The organism is Methylocella sp., assembly GCA_037200525.1.
Taxonomy (GTDB): Bacteria; Pseudomonadota; Alphaproteobacteria; order Rhizobiales; family Beijerinckiaceae; genus Methylocapsa.
Genome location: JBBCGG010000001.1, coordinates 2836374 through 2851050 on the forward strand (window position 1 = coordinate 2836374; position 14677 = coordinate 2851050).

Genomic DNA, 14677 nt, shown 5'->3' on the forward strand with positions numbered 1-14677 from the left:
TCGATCTTAGTTACGGAGTCCATCGATAGATCCATGTCTCGCTGACCGGTTTCCCCGCTGCCTCGAGAACGAGGCGCAGTTCAGAATAGGCCTCGCCGCCGGGGCCGAGTTCAAACAACACCCGGTAGGAGGCTTTGTCGGCTGAAGTGAACGTTCGAACGGAGACTATAGATCCCGGCGAAGCGCTCACGTTCGGCTTTATGTCTTCGGCCTTTTGGAGACCGAGAATTTCGCCCGAGAATTCCACAAGAAAACGGCGGCGCTTTGCTGACGAACCGCGGCCGGAACGCGATGAAACGGCGATCGCGAGGGCAGGGCGCTCCGGTGGAGTTTTGCACCAGAATTGCCGATAGGCGAAGGAAATTTCATTGCCCGCGGCTAGAGATTGCTTCGGCCGCCAATAGGCGATGATGTTGTCGTTCGCCTCCGACTCGGACGGAATTTCGACGAGCTGCACGCCTCCAAAAGACCAATCGCCGATTGGCTCGATCCAGAGAGAGGGGCGCGCCTCCCAGTGCTGATCATCGTCCTGATAATGATCGAAATTGCGATCGCGTTGGATAAAGCCGAAACCGCGCGGATTTTCATCGACGAATGTTGAAATTTGTAAAGTGTCCGGATTCGAAACCGGCCGCCACAGCCATTCGCCCTTGCCCGTCAGTATCTGCAGTCCGCTGATTTCGCTGATGTTCGGACGCAGGTCGTCGGCGCGGCTGCGGTCGATCGCGCCGGAAAGATGGGTCGCGCTCATCGTCGCGATGCCGAAATTATCGAGAGCGGCTCGAGCAAATAAAGTGCTTTCGGTGTCGATGATGGTCGCATCGCCGGGCCGCAGCGTGAAGCGATAGGCGCCGACGACGCTTTCGGAATCGATGATGGCGTGGATGACCAGCGCATTGGCGGCCACGGTCGGGCGTTCGATCCACATAATGCGGAACGCCGGAAATTCCTCGCCGCGGGGGTCCGCGGTTTTGATCGAAAGGGCGCGCGCCATCGCGCCGGGATTTTGGCCACGCCCCACGGCGCGGAAAAAACTTGCGCCCTGAAAGGTCGCGAGTTCGAAAAATCCGCTAGTCTCCTGCGGCGCCAACACGCGAAAGCCGGAAAACCCAATGTCGCCGATATTCGCCGGCGGCGCGACCTTGCCGAAATCGAACATTTTTTCGTCATAGATCAGTCGGCGCTGCTGTTCGTCGGACACGAGATTGATCTGCACCGGGGTAGAAAAAATGAACCCGCGATGTAGGGGCTCAAGCGCAAAACCGATGTTGTCTCCAGCCCAGATCGTCGCATTTGGGCGCAGATGTATGGAGACGTATTGGTCATAATTAAGGTTTTTGAAGGCGTCTGGAATATCGGTCGGGATGGCTTTATAGGGTTGTTTTGATAGGCGTCTTGCCGTCTCGGTCACCATCGCCGGGTCGAATGGAGTCGGGTCGCTCAAGGGGAACGCGGCTGGAAGGCTAGGCGCTTGAGCTTCGTCGCCTGTCACGCTGGGAGCCGCAGTCCCGCGGCCGAACGCCAGTCCGCTGGCTATGCCGCCAAGGACAAGCTGCAGAATCTCCCTCCGATGGACCATGAACCTATCTGTTGGCGCCAGCGCGCCGCTGATTGAAGGAAAACCGCCAAATCAGTCTATAGCGCACAATTAGGCGACGGTAAGATGCTTCACGAATCTTTTGCCTAGGTTTTTTGTTGCGGCGCATCTTTATGGTTAAACGGCTTCGGCGCTCCTAAAGGCGCCGGTCCAGCCGATGCGAATTCAAGACGGCCGCGGAGACGTTTATTTCATGCCTGCTGCTCTTTACAGCTCCATCTCCTCTCGCCGCACGTGCCTCGCCATCGTTCTGGCCGCCGGCTTCGGCGCGCGCATGCGGTCAGCGCGGCCAAAAGCGCTGCACAAGATCGCGGGTCGCTCCATGCTGGCGCATGTTCTGGCGGCGATCCTAAAAGCGGGCGCGGACCGGATCGTCGTCGTTGTCGGACCGAATCAAGAGGCTCTGATCAAGGAAGCCAAAACGGTCGTTCCCGGCGTCGAGATCGCCATCCAGGTGGAACGCCTGGGAACCGCACATGCGGTGCTGGCGGCGCGGGGGCACATCGCGGTAGGCTATGACGACATCATCGTCGCTTTCGCCGATACGCCGCTGGTGCGGCCGGATACGTTCGCGCTCATGCGCGGGGCGCTGGCGGATGGCTCCAACGCCATCGTCGCCCTCGGGTTTGAGGCCAAAGACCCGACCGGCTATGGCCGGCTGATGCTCAAGGATGGCGCGCTCGAGGCCATCCGCGAAGACCGCGATGCGAGCGAGCAGGAGCGCCGCGTTCGAACCTGCAACGCCGGGCTGATGGCGCTCGCCGGCCGCCATGCTCTTGGACTGCTCGAGGCCATCGACGCCGAAAATAGCCAGCGCGAATTCTATCTGACTGATGCCGTCGCCATCGCCAGAGCGCAAAAACTGGCCGCAAGCGCTTTGATCGTCGCGGAGGATGAGGTGTTGGGCGTCAATGACCGCGCGCAACTCGCCGCGGCCGAGGCGCTTTTGCAGGCGCGTTTACGCGCGGAGGCCATGCGGGAGGGCGCGACCCTGATCGATCCTTCGAGCGTGACGCTGGCTTTCGACACCAAGCTGGGCTGCGATGTCGTCGTTGAGCCAAATGTCGTTTTCGGTCCAGGCGTCGCAGTTGGCGCGGGCAGCCTTATACGGTCCTTTTCCCATCTCGAAGGCGCGACCGTCGGCGAAGATGCGACGATCGGGCCGTTCGCCCGCTTGCGCCCAGGCGCCGATCTCGGAAAAGAGGTTCATATCGGCAATTTCGTCGAGGTGAAAGCCGCGACCGTCGGCGCAGGCGCGAAGATCAATCATTTGAGCTATATTGGCGACGCCAGCGTCGGCGCCAAAACCAATATCGGCGCAGGAACAATCACTTGCAATTATGACGGGTTCGGCAAGTTCCGCACCGAAATAGGCGAGGGAGCCTTCATCGGGTCGCACAGCGCCTTGGTGGCCCCGGTTAAGATCGGCGACGGCGCCTATATTGGATCGGGTTCTGTCATTACGCGGGATGTCGCTTCGGACGCTTTGGCGGTGGCGCGCGAGCGTCAGATCGAAAAGGCCGGCTGGGCCAAATCCTTTCGGAAAAAGAATCAGAAATAGCGAACCTCGCCTTCCGAACGGAATTTTGCGGCGCGGCAGGAGAAATTTATGTGCGGAATTGTTGGCATTTTGGGGCGCAGCGCGGTCTCAGCTTCATTGCTTGAGGCGCTGAAGCGGCTCGAATATCGCGGCTATGATTCGGCTGGCATAGCGACGCTTGAGGGCGGCCATCTGGCTCGTCGCCGGGCCAGCGGCAAGCTCAAAAATCTGGAGCGGCGACTCGCTGACGAGCCGCTCGAGGGTTCGGTCGGCATTGGTCACACGCGCTGGGCGACGCATGGCAGGCCGACAGAAATCAACGCGCATCCTCATGCCAGCGCCAAGCTTGCGGTGGTGCACAATGGCATCATCGAGAATTTCCGCGAATTGCGCGACGAGTTGCGCGCCAAGGGGCATGAATTCAGCTCTGAGACCGACTCCGAGGTAATCGCTCATCTTGTGACGGATGCGTTGAGCGAGGGATTTTCTCCCATCGACGCCGTGACGCAAAGCCTGCCGCGCCTCAAAGGCGCTTTCGCCTTCGCCATGATCTTCGAGGGCGAGGATGATCTTTTGGTCGGCGCAAGCCAGGGGGCTCCCCTCGCCGTGGGCTTTGGCGAAGGCGACCAAAGCGGTGAAATGTTTCTCGGCTCCGATGCTCTGGCGCTGGCGCCTTTCACCGATACGATCGCCTATCTCGAAGATGGCGATTTTGTCGCGCTGACGCGCGGCTCCGCCGCCTTCCGCGACGCCGCTGGCCTTCCTGTCGAGCGCCGCAGGATCAAAACGCTCGCCGCGGCATTTTTGATCGATAAGGGCAATCATCGCCATTTTATGGCGAAGGAAATCCACGAACAGCCCGAGGTCGTCGGGCGGACCCTCGCGCATTATCTCGACATGTCATCGGGGCGCGTCGCGCTTCCTTTTGAGCTGCCGGTCGACCCGGCAAAACTGTCGCGGCTGACGATCTGCGGCTGCGGCACTGCCTATATCTCCGCTCTCATCGCCAAATATTGGTTCGAACGTTTTGCGGATCTGCCCGTCGATGTCGAGATCGCCTCGGAATTTCGCTATCGAACGCCGCCGCTCGAGCGCAACGGACTGACGCTTGTCGTCTCGCAATCGGGCGAGACGGCCGACACATTGGCGGCCCTGCGCTACTCCAAATCGAAAGGGCAGAAGGTCATTTCAATCGTCAATGTGGCGAGCTCGACTATGGCCCGCGAGAGCGACGTGATCGCGCCGACGCTGGCTGGACCTGAAATCGGCGTCGCCTCGACAAAGGCTTTCACCTGCCAGCTTGCGGTTTTCGCAGCGCTGGCGTTGGCGGTCGGCCGCGCGCGGGGCGTTCTGGACGCCAAGACCGAGGCGAGGCTGGTCGGCGAACTGATGGCCATTCCGGGCCTGATGGCGCAGGCGCTGAAATGCGAAAGCGCCGTCGAGCTTCTGGCGCGCGAAGTCAGCAAAGTCCGCGACGTGCTGTATCTCGGCCGGGGCACGTCCTATCCGCTGGCGCTCGAAGGGGCCTTAAAACTCAAGGAAATTTCCTACATCCACGCGGAAGGCTATGCGGCGGGCGAACTGAAACACGGGCCGATTGCGCTGATTGACGGCGATATGGCGGTTATCGTTATCGCGCCCAAGGACGCGGTGCTGGAAAAAACCATCTCCAACATGCAGGAGGTTGCAGCCAGAGGCGGCCGGCTGATCCTCATTGGCGATGAAGCGCTTGCGCGCGATTTTGCCGGCGAGGCTGAAGCCTCGATCGTGATGGGGGATGTCGCGCCGGATTTCTCGGCGATGGTCTACGCCGTGCCAATTCAGCTGCTCGCCTATCACACCGCCGTCTTCATGGGCAAAGACGCCGACCAGCCGCGCAACCTCGCGAAGAGCGTGACGGTGGAATAAAGCATGATCCCCAAAAGATGCAGACTTTTGGGATAAGATCATGCGGCGGGAGACAGGATCATGACCCCCCAAAAATGCGGACTTTGGAGATGAGGTCATGCATTAAAAATTATAAATATGCCTTTGTTATTTTTATCTAAAAACGTCGCAGCGCTCTCTGGACGCGATCCAGAAAGTTTTCTCCGCGCTGAGGCGAAAAACGGTCCATATCGTGCAGCGTCAGCATGCGGAACTTCGCCTTGGGGCACATCGCCGCTTTGACGCCGCGACCTATTTGGCGACGGACCGGATCGCCCATATAGAGCCGCGCCATCCACCACGGCGAACCAGTGGAGGTTACGACGAAAATTGCTGTGATCTGGGTGAGGGCCGGGGTCAGGCCGCCGCGCGGCGCATGGTTGAACGCGACGCCCGGAACGAGCACGCGATCGAAGAAACCTTTCAAAATGGCGGGCATGTTGAACCACCATTGCGGAAACACGAACACAAGCTTGTCCGCAGCCTTGAGCCGGGCAAGATAATCAGCGACTGAGGTCGAGTCATAGGGCGTTGCGAAATATCCGCGCCGCTCCGCTTCCGAGAGGCGCGGGTCAAAACCGTCAGCGTAAAGATCGATCAAATCAATATCAACGCCGCGCCGCTGCAAGGTCGCCTTGATTCGCTCAGCAACGGCTTGGGTGAAGCTGTCTTTAAGGGGATGAGCGACGACAATCAGCGTGCGCATAGAGGATTCTTCGTTCCACGATAATGATGGTGCGATCTACAAATTTGATGAGTTTGTTGATAGTCTCAACGACCAAGGTTTGTGACCCGAGTCTTTCCGAAAGTTACGCTAATGGCTACCTGCACTTGTTTTTGTGGGCCGAACATTCCGCCGAATGGAGCGCGGAACCGATAGATTTCCATATTGTCTTGGAGTGGCCCCACTGGCGCGGTAGGTTGTTGATATCCCAAAACTACGGGAGTGCTGCCGACGGGCATTCCCCCAAGCTGGAGGTTCCCTTCTGGGCTTTGGCTGAAAAGTGGCCTGCCCCCATGGGGTGATCCAGTTTGAATGTTAGTGCATTGTCGGCCCTGGCGCTATTGCTGGCGTGGCGGGCGAAGCTGGTCCGGATTGCGAAGCCGGCCATTGCAGGGTCTCCGGGGCTGGCGGCTTGTAGCCCAGCGATGAGTGCGGGCGCACGGTGTTGTAGTGGCGTCGCCATCGCTCAATGACGACCTTCGCCTCCTTGAGAGTGTAGAAGATTTCACCATTCAAAAGCTCGTCGCGCAGCTTCGAGTTGAAGCTCTCGCAATAGCCGTTCTCCCAGGGACTGCCCGGCATGATGTAGGCGGTCTTCGCGCCGACGGCGGCAATCCAGTCACGCAACGCCTTGGCGATGAACTCCGGGCCGTTGTCGGAACGAATGTGGATCGGAACCCCTCGCAAGATGAAGAGGTCCGAGAGAACGTCGATGACGTCCGCTGCCTTCAGCTGCCGGTTAATCCTGATCGCGATGCATTCGCGGGTAAATTCGTCGATGATATTCAGCATGCGATATTTCCTGCCATCATGAGTGCGGTCCTCGACGAAGTCATAGGACCAGACGTGGTTGGGGCATTGCGGGCGCAGCCGGACGCACGAGCCGTCATTGAGCCAGAGACGCCCGCGCTTGGGTTGTCTGGCCGGAACTTTCAGCCCCTCGCGTCGCCAGATCCGCTCGACCCGTTTGACGTTGATCTTCCAGCCTCGCTCCCACAACATCGCCGTGATGCGGCGGTAGCCATAGCGGCCGTACTGGATGGCGAGCGCCGTGATGTCGGCGATCAATGCCGCTTCGTCATCGGGCTTGGTCGGAACCTTGCGCTGCGTGGAGCGATGCTGACCGAGAACCCGGCAAGCGAACCGCTCGGAAACGCCATGTTCGGCGATCACATGCTCCACGCAGGCGCGACGACGCGCGGAGCTCAGAAGTTTCCCGAGGCAGCCTCTTTCAGGATCAGCTTCTCAAGCGTCAAATCGGACACCGCTCGACGGAGCCGCGTATTCTCCGCCTCCAGCTCCTTCAGCCGCTTCACCTGATCGCCCTTCAGGCCGCCGTATTCCGACCGCCATCGATTAGTATGTAACTTCCGTCACCCCTATCGAGCGGATCGCCTCCGCGACCGGTCGCCCTTGCGCGCTAAGCACTTCGACTTGCCGTAGCTTCGCGACGATCTCTTCCGCCTTGTGTCTTTTCCTCGGCATTGCGCAGTCCTCCATCAGGCTCATAAGCCCATACTTCACGGAGGATCACTTTTCAGGGGGCAGACCAGGCGGCCCTGATTGCAATTTGGCCAGCGTTGACGGGCACAATAGCGTTGTGTTTGTCCATGTTGTCCAATTCGCTGATTTGCCAGAGAAGCGTGTTCCCGCCTTGGTAAGGTTTCAACCTTTGGATGAACCGCTGCGCTTTGAGGGGCACGTTTTTAAGTTTTCTGACGCAGGCTTCTTCGAAACTTTTAGCCGATCCCATGATGGGAAAGCCATTTCCTCCGCTTACTTGCTTACTGTTCGCTCGTACCAAGCCGCAAACCATCTGATCAAGAGCCGACCGCAGGTTATGGATGATGTCGCCAATAATAGTGCCGGTCTCGCATGGGATAGATTTGTGGATGCGCACGCGGTAGACATACTCTCCGGTTTGGAGGTCTATCTCTTCGACAAGTCCATAGGGATTGGAATCGTGGAAAGCATGAAGCGTTGTCTCAAGGTCCGCAAGGTGGCGCTTGGCCCTTTCGACCTTTAGCTTGGGGCCCATCAGTGGATCGGGTTTGACGATACTCATGACAAGAAGGGTTCCTCAGGAAGGCCAAAGTGAGCGAACAGGCGGCCGGGTCGTAGATGATGATGTCGCCACCGTCATTATGCGGAAGATGGTCCGGTTGCCTCGAAGCGCCAGGAAGACATGAAGCATCGGAAAGCGAAATCAGGTACGGTTAAAAAATCTTCACTTTCTCAAGTCGTGCAATCTTTCTGGCATGCTGTTTAAGCGTGCGCAGCTTCGTTAGGTCGCCGATACGTGAGGCGCGGCATTTCTGGCAAGACCGGGCGCTGGCCGGGCGGCGGCTCGACCGCCGAAAGTCTTTCCGCTGTAGCTTGCTCCAAGCTGAAGCCAGATTTGGATCTCGGCTTGGCGCCCTTTGCCTTTCCCGCAGCGGCGTCCTAAACCTAGGCCTCGCTCCATCCGCCGCTCTCAGACCCGGTTTTGCCAAAAGATGCGACTATCCCGTTATTTGCTGCCAATTTTACGCGAGACGCCGAAAGAGGCCGAAATTGTCTCGCATCGCCTGATGCTGCGCGCTGGCATGATCCGTCAGGAGGCCTCGGGCATCTACGCCTGGCTGCCGCTCGGACTGCGCGTGCTGCAAAAAGTCTCACAGATCGTGCGCGAGGAAATGGACAGAGCCGGCGCGATCGAGCTTTTGATGCCGACCCTGCAATTGGCCGATCTCTGGCGGGAAACGGGCCGCTATGACGCCTACGGGCCGGAAATGTTGCGGATCAAGGATCGGCATGAGCGCGAATTGCTGTATGGGCCGACCAACGAGGACATGATCACGGAGATTTTTCGGGCCTATGTCAAATCCTATCGCGAACTGCCCAAAATTCTCTATCATATTCAGTGGAAGTTTCGCGACGAGCAGAGGCCGCGTTTCGGCGTTATGCGCGGCCGCGAATTTTTGATGAACGACGCCTATTCTTTTGATGTTGACGAGGCTGCCGCGCGCCTCTCCTATAATCGGATGTTCGTTTCCTACCTGCGGATTTTCGCTCGGATGGGATTGAGGGTGATCCCGATGCGCGCGGAAACGGGTCCGATCGGCGGCGATCAAAGCCATGAATTCATCATTCTGGCCGAAACGGGCGAGTCCGCGGTATTTTGCGACGCCGGCGTCTTAGAATTGCCTATCCCGGATGGCTCCATCGATTACGATGGCGATCTTTCCCCTATCGTCAAGGAATGGACCAGCCTTTACGCCGCGACGGAGGATGTGCATGACGCAGCCCGTTTCGAGCGCGAGACGCCGGAAGCCAAACGCATCCATACCCGCGGCATCGAGGTCGGCCAGGTGTTCTATTTCGGCGATAAATATTCGAAGCCGATGCGCGCCACGATCGCCGCGCCGGACGGGGTCGAGCGGCCATTCATGGGCGGCTCCTATGGCGTTGGCGTTTCGCGGCTCGTTGGCGCCCTCATTGAGGCCAATCACGACGAGAACGGCATAATATGGCCGCTCGTCGTTGCGCCGTTCAAGGTCGGATTAGCCAACCTCAAGGTCGGCGATGCGGCGACGGACGCGGCCTGCGCCAAGATTTACGCTGAACTCGAAAAGGCGGGAGTCGATGTGCTTTATGACGATACCGACGAGCGGCCGGGAGCCAAATTCGCCAAACTCGATCTGATCGGCCTGCCATATCAGATCATCGTCGGCCCCAAAGGCGTCGCCGAAGGCAAGATCGAGCTGAAGACTCGGGCGACCGGCGCGCGGGAATCTCTCGACCCCGCCGAGGCGGTCAAGCGCATGACGGCTGCATGAGCAAGTCTCCGGCTGGCACGCGGCCCTTTGCGGCCTTCGAATGGATGATCGCCCTGCGCTATCTGCGCGCGCGGCGTTCGGCCGGCTATGTATCCGTCATCGCCGGATTCTCTTTTCTCGGGATCATGCTTGGCGTCGCCACGCTGATCGTCGTCATGTCGGTCATGAACGGCTTCCACAAGGAGCTGCTTGACAAGATCGTTGGCATCAACGGCCATATATTCCTGCAGGCCGCCGACTCGCCGCTGACTGATTACGACGAAGTCGTGAGCCAAGTTGGCGCCTTGCCAGGGGTAAAGCTGGCGATTCCGATGATTGAAGGGCCTGCCGCAGCGTCTACGACCAACATGGCCTTCGCTTTGGTGCGCGGCATTCGCGAAGCCGACATCAAAAGGCTTCCCGGCATCGCCGGCAATGTGAAGATGGGCACGATTGATGGTTTCGACTCGGCCGGGGGCGTTGCAATCGGGCAAAGGATTGCGGAAAACCTTGGCCTTCGCATCGGCGACAAGATCAAGATCCTGATCGCCAACGGCCCGCAGACGCCGTTTGGGGTGGCGCCGCGCAGCAAAGTCTATCCCGTCACGGCGATCTTCCAGATCGGCATGGCCGAATTCGACAATCTCTTCGTCTACATGCCTTTGCCGGAGGCGCAGGCTTTCTTTAGCAAGGACAATGAGGCGAGCGTCATCGAAATCTTCTTGAATAAGCCCGAAAACCTCGACGCCGTTCGCGCGGAGATTGACGGATCGGTGACGCGGCCGATGATCATGACCGATTGGCGCGAGCGCAATAGAACTTTCTTTGATGCGCTGAACGTCGAGCGCAATGTGATGTTCATCATTTTGACGCTGATTGTGCTGGTCGCCGCGCTGAACATCATTTCAGGCCTCATCATGCTGGTGAAAGACAAGGGCCACGACATCGCCGTGCTGCGCACAATGGGCGCAACGCGCGGCGGCGTGATGCGAATCTTCCTGATAACCGGCGCGTCGATCGGGATCGTCGGGACCTTCGCCGGATTTCTTCTCGGCCTTATCGTCGCGAGCAATGTCGAGCCGATCCGGCAAGTTCTCAATCGTCTTCTGCACGCCAATCTATTTCCGGCGGAGCTCTATTTTCTGTCGCGCCTGCCCTCGGTGGTCGATCCACGCGATGTTTTGACCGTCGTCGGCATGACGCTCACGCTGTCCGTGCTGGCGACGATCTATCCGTCCTGGCGCGCGGCCAAGCTCGATCCCGTCGAAGCGCTGCGTTACGAATAGCCATGTCCACTCCGGCTCTCTATCTGGAGAAGGTCGCGCGCCGCTACGATCAGGCGGGCGCTCCGCTCGATATTTTGCGCGGCGCTGATTTCTGCCTCTGGGGCGGCCAATCGGTGGCGCTGATCGCCCCCTCGGGCGCGGGCAAGTCGACCTTGCTTCATATCGCCGGCCTGCTCGAAAAGCCCGATGACGGCGAGGTTTATGTGGCGGGCAAGCCGACCGTCGATATGGCGGACGATGCGCGAACGGCTCTGCGACGGGTGGAAATTGGATTCGTCTACCAGTTTCATCATCTTTTGCCGGAGTTTTCGGCGCTCGAAAACATCATGCTGCCGCAGATGATCGCGGGCTATTCGCGCAAGGAAGCAAAAGACCGCGGGACGCAATTATTGGATTATCTTGGTCTCGTCGCGCGGGGAAAACACCGGCCCGCCGAATTATCGGGCGGCGAACAGCAGCGAGTTGCGATCGCCCGCGCCGTCGCCAATGGTCCAGGCGTTCTGCTCGCCGATGAGCCGACCGGCAATCTCGATCCGAAAACCGCCAATCATGTGTTCGAAGCGCTTGACGCCATCGTCCGGGCCACCGGGCTCGCGACCTTGATCGCCACCCACAATATGGACCTTGCGGCGCGAATGGACCGCCGCGTCACTTTGCGCGATGGGCTTTTGGTCGAGTTGCCATAAATGCGCCGGCCGCGGCTTTTTGAACCAGTTTATTGAGAATGCGAAGACGACAATATAGTCGCCTCAGTATCAAAGCCCCGCCGCATTGCGCTATTTCTCCCCCAAGTGACGAGACGGAAAGGCAAAACGACATGAACGACTGGCCGCCGGTTGAGCGCTCCATCGCGAGCTTTTCGCATGCGGCGGCGTTCGGCGGAACGTTGAGGGAAGCGCGATCATGACCTATGTCTGGGTTGCGATTGGGAGCGCCCTCGGCGGCGTGGCGCGGTTCTGGCTCGCAGGCTTTGTGGTGAGCTTGGTCGGAGCCGCCTTTCCTTGGGGCACGCTGCTCATCAATGTCAGCGGATCGTTTGTCATCGGCATATTTGCGGCGGCGACTGGCGCGGATGGCCGCTTTTCCGTTCCTGCGGATATGCGGATCTTCGTCATGGTGGGACTTTGCGGCGGCTTCACCACGTTTTCATCGTTTAGTTTGCAAACGCTCGAACTGGCGCAAGCTGGCGAAATGATGCGAGCCGGCGCCTATGTCGCGTCATCCGTCATCCTGTGCCTTGCATTCGTGTGGTTGGGGGCCATTTGCGCTGGGGCCATCAACGGAGCGATTATCCGCAACTGACGGAGGTCCTGCTGCGATGCGTTCACTGCTCGCTGTTTTGACGCACGAGTGCTCCGCTGCGGCTTGCCTGCGCGGCGCCGACGCCGCGGCCGCCGTCCTGAACGCCCAGCGTATTGACGTTTTGCATGTTCGCGTTGCCCCCTTGGCGACCATCGTCGTGGCGGCGGAGATTCTGACGGAATCTCAAAACGCCCAAATCGAAGCAGGGGCCGCGCGGGAAGCCGAAGCGCTCAAAACCTTGTTTGACGCCTGGGGCCGGGAGCGCGTTCAGCGAGGGGAAGACAAATCTCTGCCTGAAATTGCTTGGCTCGACGTCACCGGCTCGCCCTATGAGGAGGTGGCTCGTCGAGGACGCGAGGCCGACCTGATTGTGATCGGCGCTCCCGCCAGCGACGCCGATGTGGAAGGCCGGCAAGTCTTGCGCGCGGCCATCTTTGATACCGGGCGCCCTTTTCTTCGAGTTCCTGCTCGCTTATCGGGGCCATTCGGCGGTCATGTCGCGGTGGCTTGGAAAGAGGGGGAGGCGGCGCGGCGCGCCGTGACGGCGGGCCTTCCTTGGTTGAAACGAGCCGAACGAATTTCCGTGATCATCGCAGAAGAAGCGGTGACCGCCGCTTCCGCCGCCGCCGGGGTTCTCGCGCTCCTCGCCAGCCACGGCTTGGCCGCGCAGCTTGTGACCGCGCCGCGCGGGCACACCGATATCGGAGCGACGCTGTTGTCAGAAGCCGATCGGCTTGGGGCCGACCTTCTTGTTATGGGCGCTTACCGACGTCCGCGGCTTGTTGAGCTTGTCCTCGGCGGGGCCACCGTCGCTATTTTGCGGCAAGCGATGATTCCGCTTTTGATGCAGCACTAAGCAGAGCCGCGATCTGCGTCCGCGTTCGTGTTGATCAATTCCAGGTGAGAATCGCGCGATCGCCGGCTGGAAAATTCCAGCGTGGATGAAGACGCCGGTCTAAAATCAGGTTCCGACGAGAAGCGGCGGGTCGTTCATTGCTTGTGCTCGCGACGCCCGAGCGAAGCGGAGACGCTGTTTATCCTGGGCGATCCCCGCTACTCACAATTCGACATCCGCGGTGCTAGAGTCGAATCTTTGGGGGTGACAGATCGTGTTCGAATCTATGAGCGACGTCTCCGCTCAGGACATTGTGGAGACGGTGCGCAGCGCGTTGCTCGTGCTGGACGCAAATCTATGCGTGATATCGGCTAACCGCGCCTTCTACCGCTTGTTCGAAGTCAAGGCGGATGAAACGATCGGCCGGCGAATTTATGAACTTGGCAATGGGCAATGGGACATTCCAGCTCTCCGCCACCTTCTCGAGATCGTCATTCCGGCGGAGGAGGCGATCGAGGCTTTCGAGGTCGAACACGAGTTCGAGACGATCGGACGCCGCTCTCTCGTTCTGAATGCTCGCAAGGTATTTCGGCCGGGCAACAGCACGCCGTTCCTGCTGATAGCGATCGACGACGTAACCGCGGCTGAAGACGCGCGGCGTGAGAGCGAACGCAATTGGCGTTTGGCGCAAAACATCGTCGATACCGTTCGCGACCCGCTCGTCATCCTCGAGGGGGACATGACGGTCGTGACAGCGAGCCGGGCGTTTCTGCGGCTCTTCAAGGTAGAAAGCGATGAGGTCATCGGCCGCCGCCTGCAAGATCTTGGCGAGGGGCAATGGGGCGTTAGCGCTCTTAAGGCGCTGTTGGACCGCGTCGTCCCCGATGACGCGGCCGTCGATGGATTCGAGATCGAAGATAATTTCCCCGGGATTGGCCGTCGCATCTTCAAGCTGAACGCGAGCAAGGTTCACCGTCCAGGCAACAATGTTACCCGCCTGCTGCTCGTTCTGGAGGACGTCACGGAAGCGCGCCTTCTTGAGCGTCACCACGACTTGCTTGCGGCCGAACTCGCACACCGAATTAAGAACAGCCTGCAAATCATTAACTCTTTCGTCGCCTTCGAAATGCGCCGTGCGGCGGAGCCGTGTCTTGATGGTTACCGCGCCATGCAGGCGCGCATTGGAGCCGTCGCCGAACTCTATGACGTCGTTTCCCGATCCGCCACATTCGGTCCGGTGCCGGTCGAGGCGTATTTCAATGGCATCGCAGCCAGTCTTCGCTCCAGCCTGCTTGGCGAGGGGTCGAAGATCGAGATCCGCGTCGAAGCGGAGCCTCTGACGATCGTCGCAGATCACGCCGTGACGCTCGGACTGATCGTCAACGAGCTCGCCACCAATGCGGTGAAGTACGCTTTCCCCGGAGGCGAAGGTCGGATCGTGCTGAGTTTTGCTCGCCGCAACGGCGACCTCGCGCTCACCATAAGCGACGACGGCGTCGGCGTTGCAGGTTCGAGCGCCCGCAACGCCGGATCGGGGCTGGGTTTTCGCTTCGTCGACGCCTTCGTTCGCCAAATCGGAGGAACTTTTGCCAAAACCGAGGGAACCAACGGCGCGGCATTTGTGGTCGGGCTCCCGCTCTCCCTGCTGGCCGAGCCCTAGCTTCCCGCAT

At 59.6% G+C, this 14677-nt stretch carries 11 protein-coding genes and 1 pseudogene; 8 read left to right on the forward strand and 4 right to left on the reverse strand.

What is annotated here, in order from left to right; genetic code table 11:
* Window positions 1-10: 10 nt before the first annotated feature.
* Window positions 11-1579, reverse strand: coding sequence for a glucan biosynthesis protein (locus WDN46_13865; GenBank protein ID MEJ0094474.1), 1569 nt, complete (start codon window positions 1577-1579; stop codon window positions 11-13).
* 211 nt (window positions 1580-1790) lie between these two features.
* Here WDN46_13865 and glmU point away from each other — a divergent pair, with 211 nt between their 5' ends.
* Window positions 1791-3158 carry a bifunctional UDP-N-acetylglucosamine diphosphorylase/glucosamine-1-phosphate N-acetyltransferase GlmU gene (glmU, locus tag WDN46_13870; GenBank protein MEJ0094475.1) on the forward strand — a complete coding sequence of 456 codons (1368 nt, stop codon included), beginning with the start codon at window positions 1791-1793 and terminating at the stop codon, window positions 3156-3158.
* Window positions 3159-3206: 48 nt separating this feature from the next.
* Window positions 3207-5045: a glutamine--fructose-6-phosphate transaminase (isomerizing) gene (glmS, locus tag WDN46_13875; GenBank protein ID MEJ0094476.1), complete on the forward strand. Its 1839-nt coding sequence runs from the start codon at window positions 3207-3209 to the stop codon at window positions 5043-5045.
* A gap of 136 nt (window positions 5046-5181) precedes the next feature.
* On the opposite strand, the gene WDN46_13880 is transcribed toward glmS, so the two are convergent.
* From WDN46_13880 to WDN46_13890, 3 genes and pseudogenes are all read right to left on the reverse strand, one after another.
* Window positions 5182-5769, reverse strand: coding sequence for an NAD(P)H-dependent oxidoreductase (locus WDN46_13880; GenBank protein ID MEJ0094477.1), 588 nt, complete (start codon window positions 5767-5769; stop codon window positions 5182-5184).
* A 333-nt stretch (window positions 5770-6102) separates the two neighbouring features.
* Window positions 6103-7272: pseudogene (locus tag WDN46_13885) on the reverse strand (IS3 family transposase).
* Between the two features lie 52 nt (window positions 7273-7324).
* Window positions 7325-7852 carry a hypothetical protein gene (locus tag WDN46_13890; GenBank protein ID MEJ0094478.1) on the reverse strand — a complete coding sequence of 176 codons (528 nt, stop codon included), beginning with the start codon at window positions 7850-7852 and terminating at the stop codon, window positions 7325-7327.
* 430 nt (window positions 7853-8282) lie between these two features.
* On the opposite strand from WDN46_13890, the gene WDN46_13895 reads away from it, so the two are divergent.
* The 6 genes from WDN46_13895 to WDN46_13920 all read left to right on the forward strand — a co-directional run bounded on the left by WDN46_13895 (window position 8283) and on the right by WDN46_13920 (window position 14667).
* Window positions 8283-9605 carry a proline--tRNA ligase gene (locus WDN46_13895; GenBank protein ID MEJ0094479.1) on the forward strand — a complete coding sequence of 441 codons (1323 nt, stop codon included), beginning with the start codon at window positions 8283-8285 and terminating at the stop codon, window positions 9603-9605.
* Window positions 9602-10870 carry a lipoprotein-releasing ABC transporter permease subunit gene (locus WDN46_13900; GenBank protein ID MEJ0094480.1) on the forward strand — a complete coding sequence of 423 codons (1269 nt, stop codon included), beginning with the start codon at window positions 9602-9604 and terminating at the stop codon, window positions 10868-10870. The genes WDN46_13895 and WDN46_13900 overlap by 4 nt, the downstream gene beginning before the upstream one ends.
* Before the next feature lie 2 nt (window positions 10871-10872).
* Complete coding sequence (locus tag WDN46_13905; protein MEJ0094481.1) at window positions 10873-11556, forward strand: ABC transporter ATP-binding protein; 684 nt, start codon at window positions 10873-10875, stop codon at window positions 11554-11556.
* Window positions 11557-11773: 217 nt separating this feature from the next.
* Window positions 11774-12172: a fluoride efflux transporter CrcB gene (gene crcB / locus WDN46_13910; GenBank protein MEJ0094482.1), complete on the forward strand. Its 399-nt coding sequence runs from the start codon at window positions 11774-11776 to the stop codon at window positions 12170-12172.
* A gap of 16 nt (window positions 12173-12188) precedes the next feature.
* Window positions 12189-13028, forward strand: a complete 840-nt coding sequence (locus WDN46_13915; protein MEJ0094483.1) for a universal stress protein — start codon at window positions 12189-12191, stop codon at window positions 13026-13028.
* Window positions 13029-13293: 265 nt separating this feature from the next.
* On the forward strand, window positions 13294-14667 hold the full coding sequence (locus tag WDN46_13920) for a PAS domain-containing protein (protein MEJ0094484.1): 1374 nt from the start codon (window positions 13294-13296) through the stop codon (window positions 14665-14667).
* The last annotated feature ends 10 nt before the right edge of the window (window positions 14668-14677 follow it).

Bases quoted from the DNA above. Each gene is read 5' to 3' on its own strand.
- WDN46_13865 (MEJ0094474.1), bottom strand. From the start codon at position 1,579: ATGGTCCATCGGAGGGAGATTCTGCAGCTTGTCCTTGGCGGCATAGCC.
- glmU (MEJ0094475.1), top strand. From the start codon at position 1,791: ATGCCTGCTGCTCTTTACAGCTCCATCTCCTCTCGCCGCACGTGCCTC.
- glmS (MEJ0094476.1), top strand. From the start codon at position 3,207: ATGTGCGGAATTGTTGGCATTTTGGGGCGCAGCGCGGTCTCAGCTTCA.
- WDN46_13880 (MEJ0094477.1), bottom strand. From the start codon at position 5,769: ATGCGCACGCTGATTGTCGTCGCTCATCCCCTTAAAGACAGCTTCACC.
- WDN46_13890 (MEJ0094478.1), bottom strand. From the start codon at position 7,852: ATGAGTATCGTCAAACCCGATCCACTGATGGGCCCCAAGCTAAAGGTC.
- WDN46_13895 (MEJ0094479.1), top strand. From the start codon at position 8,283: ATGCGACTATCCCGTTATTTGCTGCCAATTTTACGCGAGACGCCGAAA.
- WDN46_13900 (MEJ0094480.1), top strand. From the start codon at position 9,602: ATGAGCAAGTCTCCGGCTGGCACGCGGCCCTTTGCGGCCTTCGAATGG.
- WDN46_13905 (MEJ0094481.1), top strand. From the start codon at position 10,873: ATGTCCACTCCGGCTCTCTATCTGGAGAAGGTCGCGCGCCGCTACGAT.
- crcB (MEJ0094482.1), top strand. From the start codon at position 11,774: ATGACCTATGTCTGGGTTGCGATTGGGAGCGCCCTCGGCGGCGTGGCG.
- WDN46_13915 (MEJ0094483.1), top strand. From the start codon at position 12,189: ATGCGTTCACTGCTCGCTGTTTTGACGCACGAGTGCTCCGCTGCGGCT.
- WDN46_13920 (MEJ0094484.1), top strand. From the start codon at position 13,294: ATGAGCGACGTCTCCGCTCAGGACATTGTGGAGACGGTGCGCAGCGCG.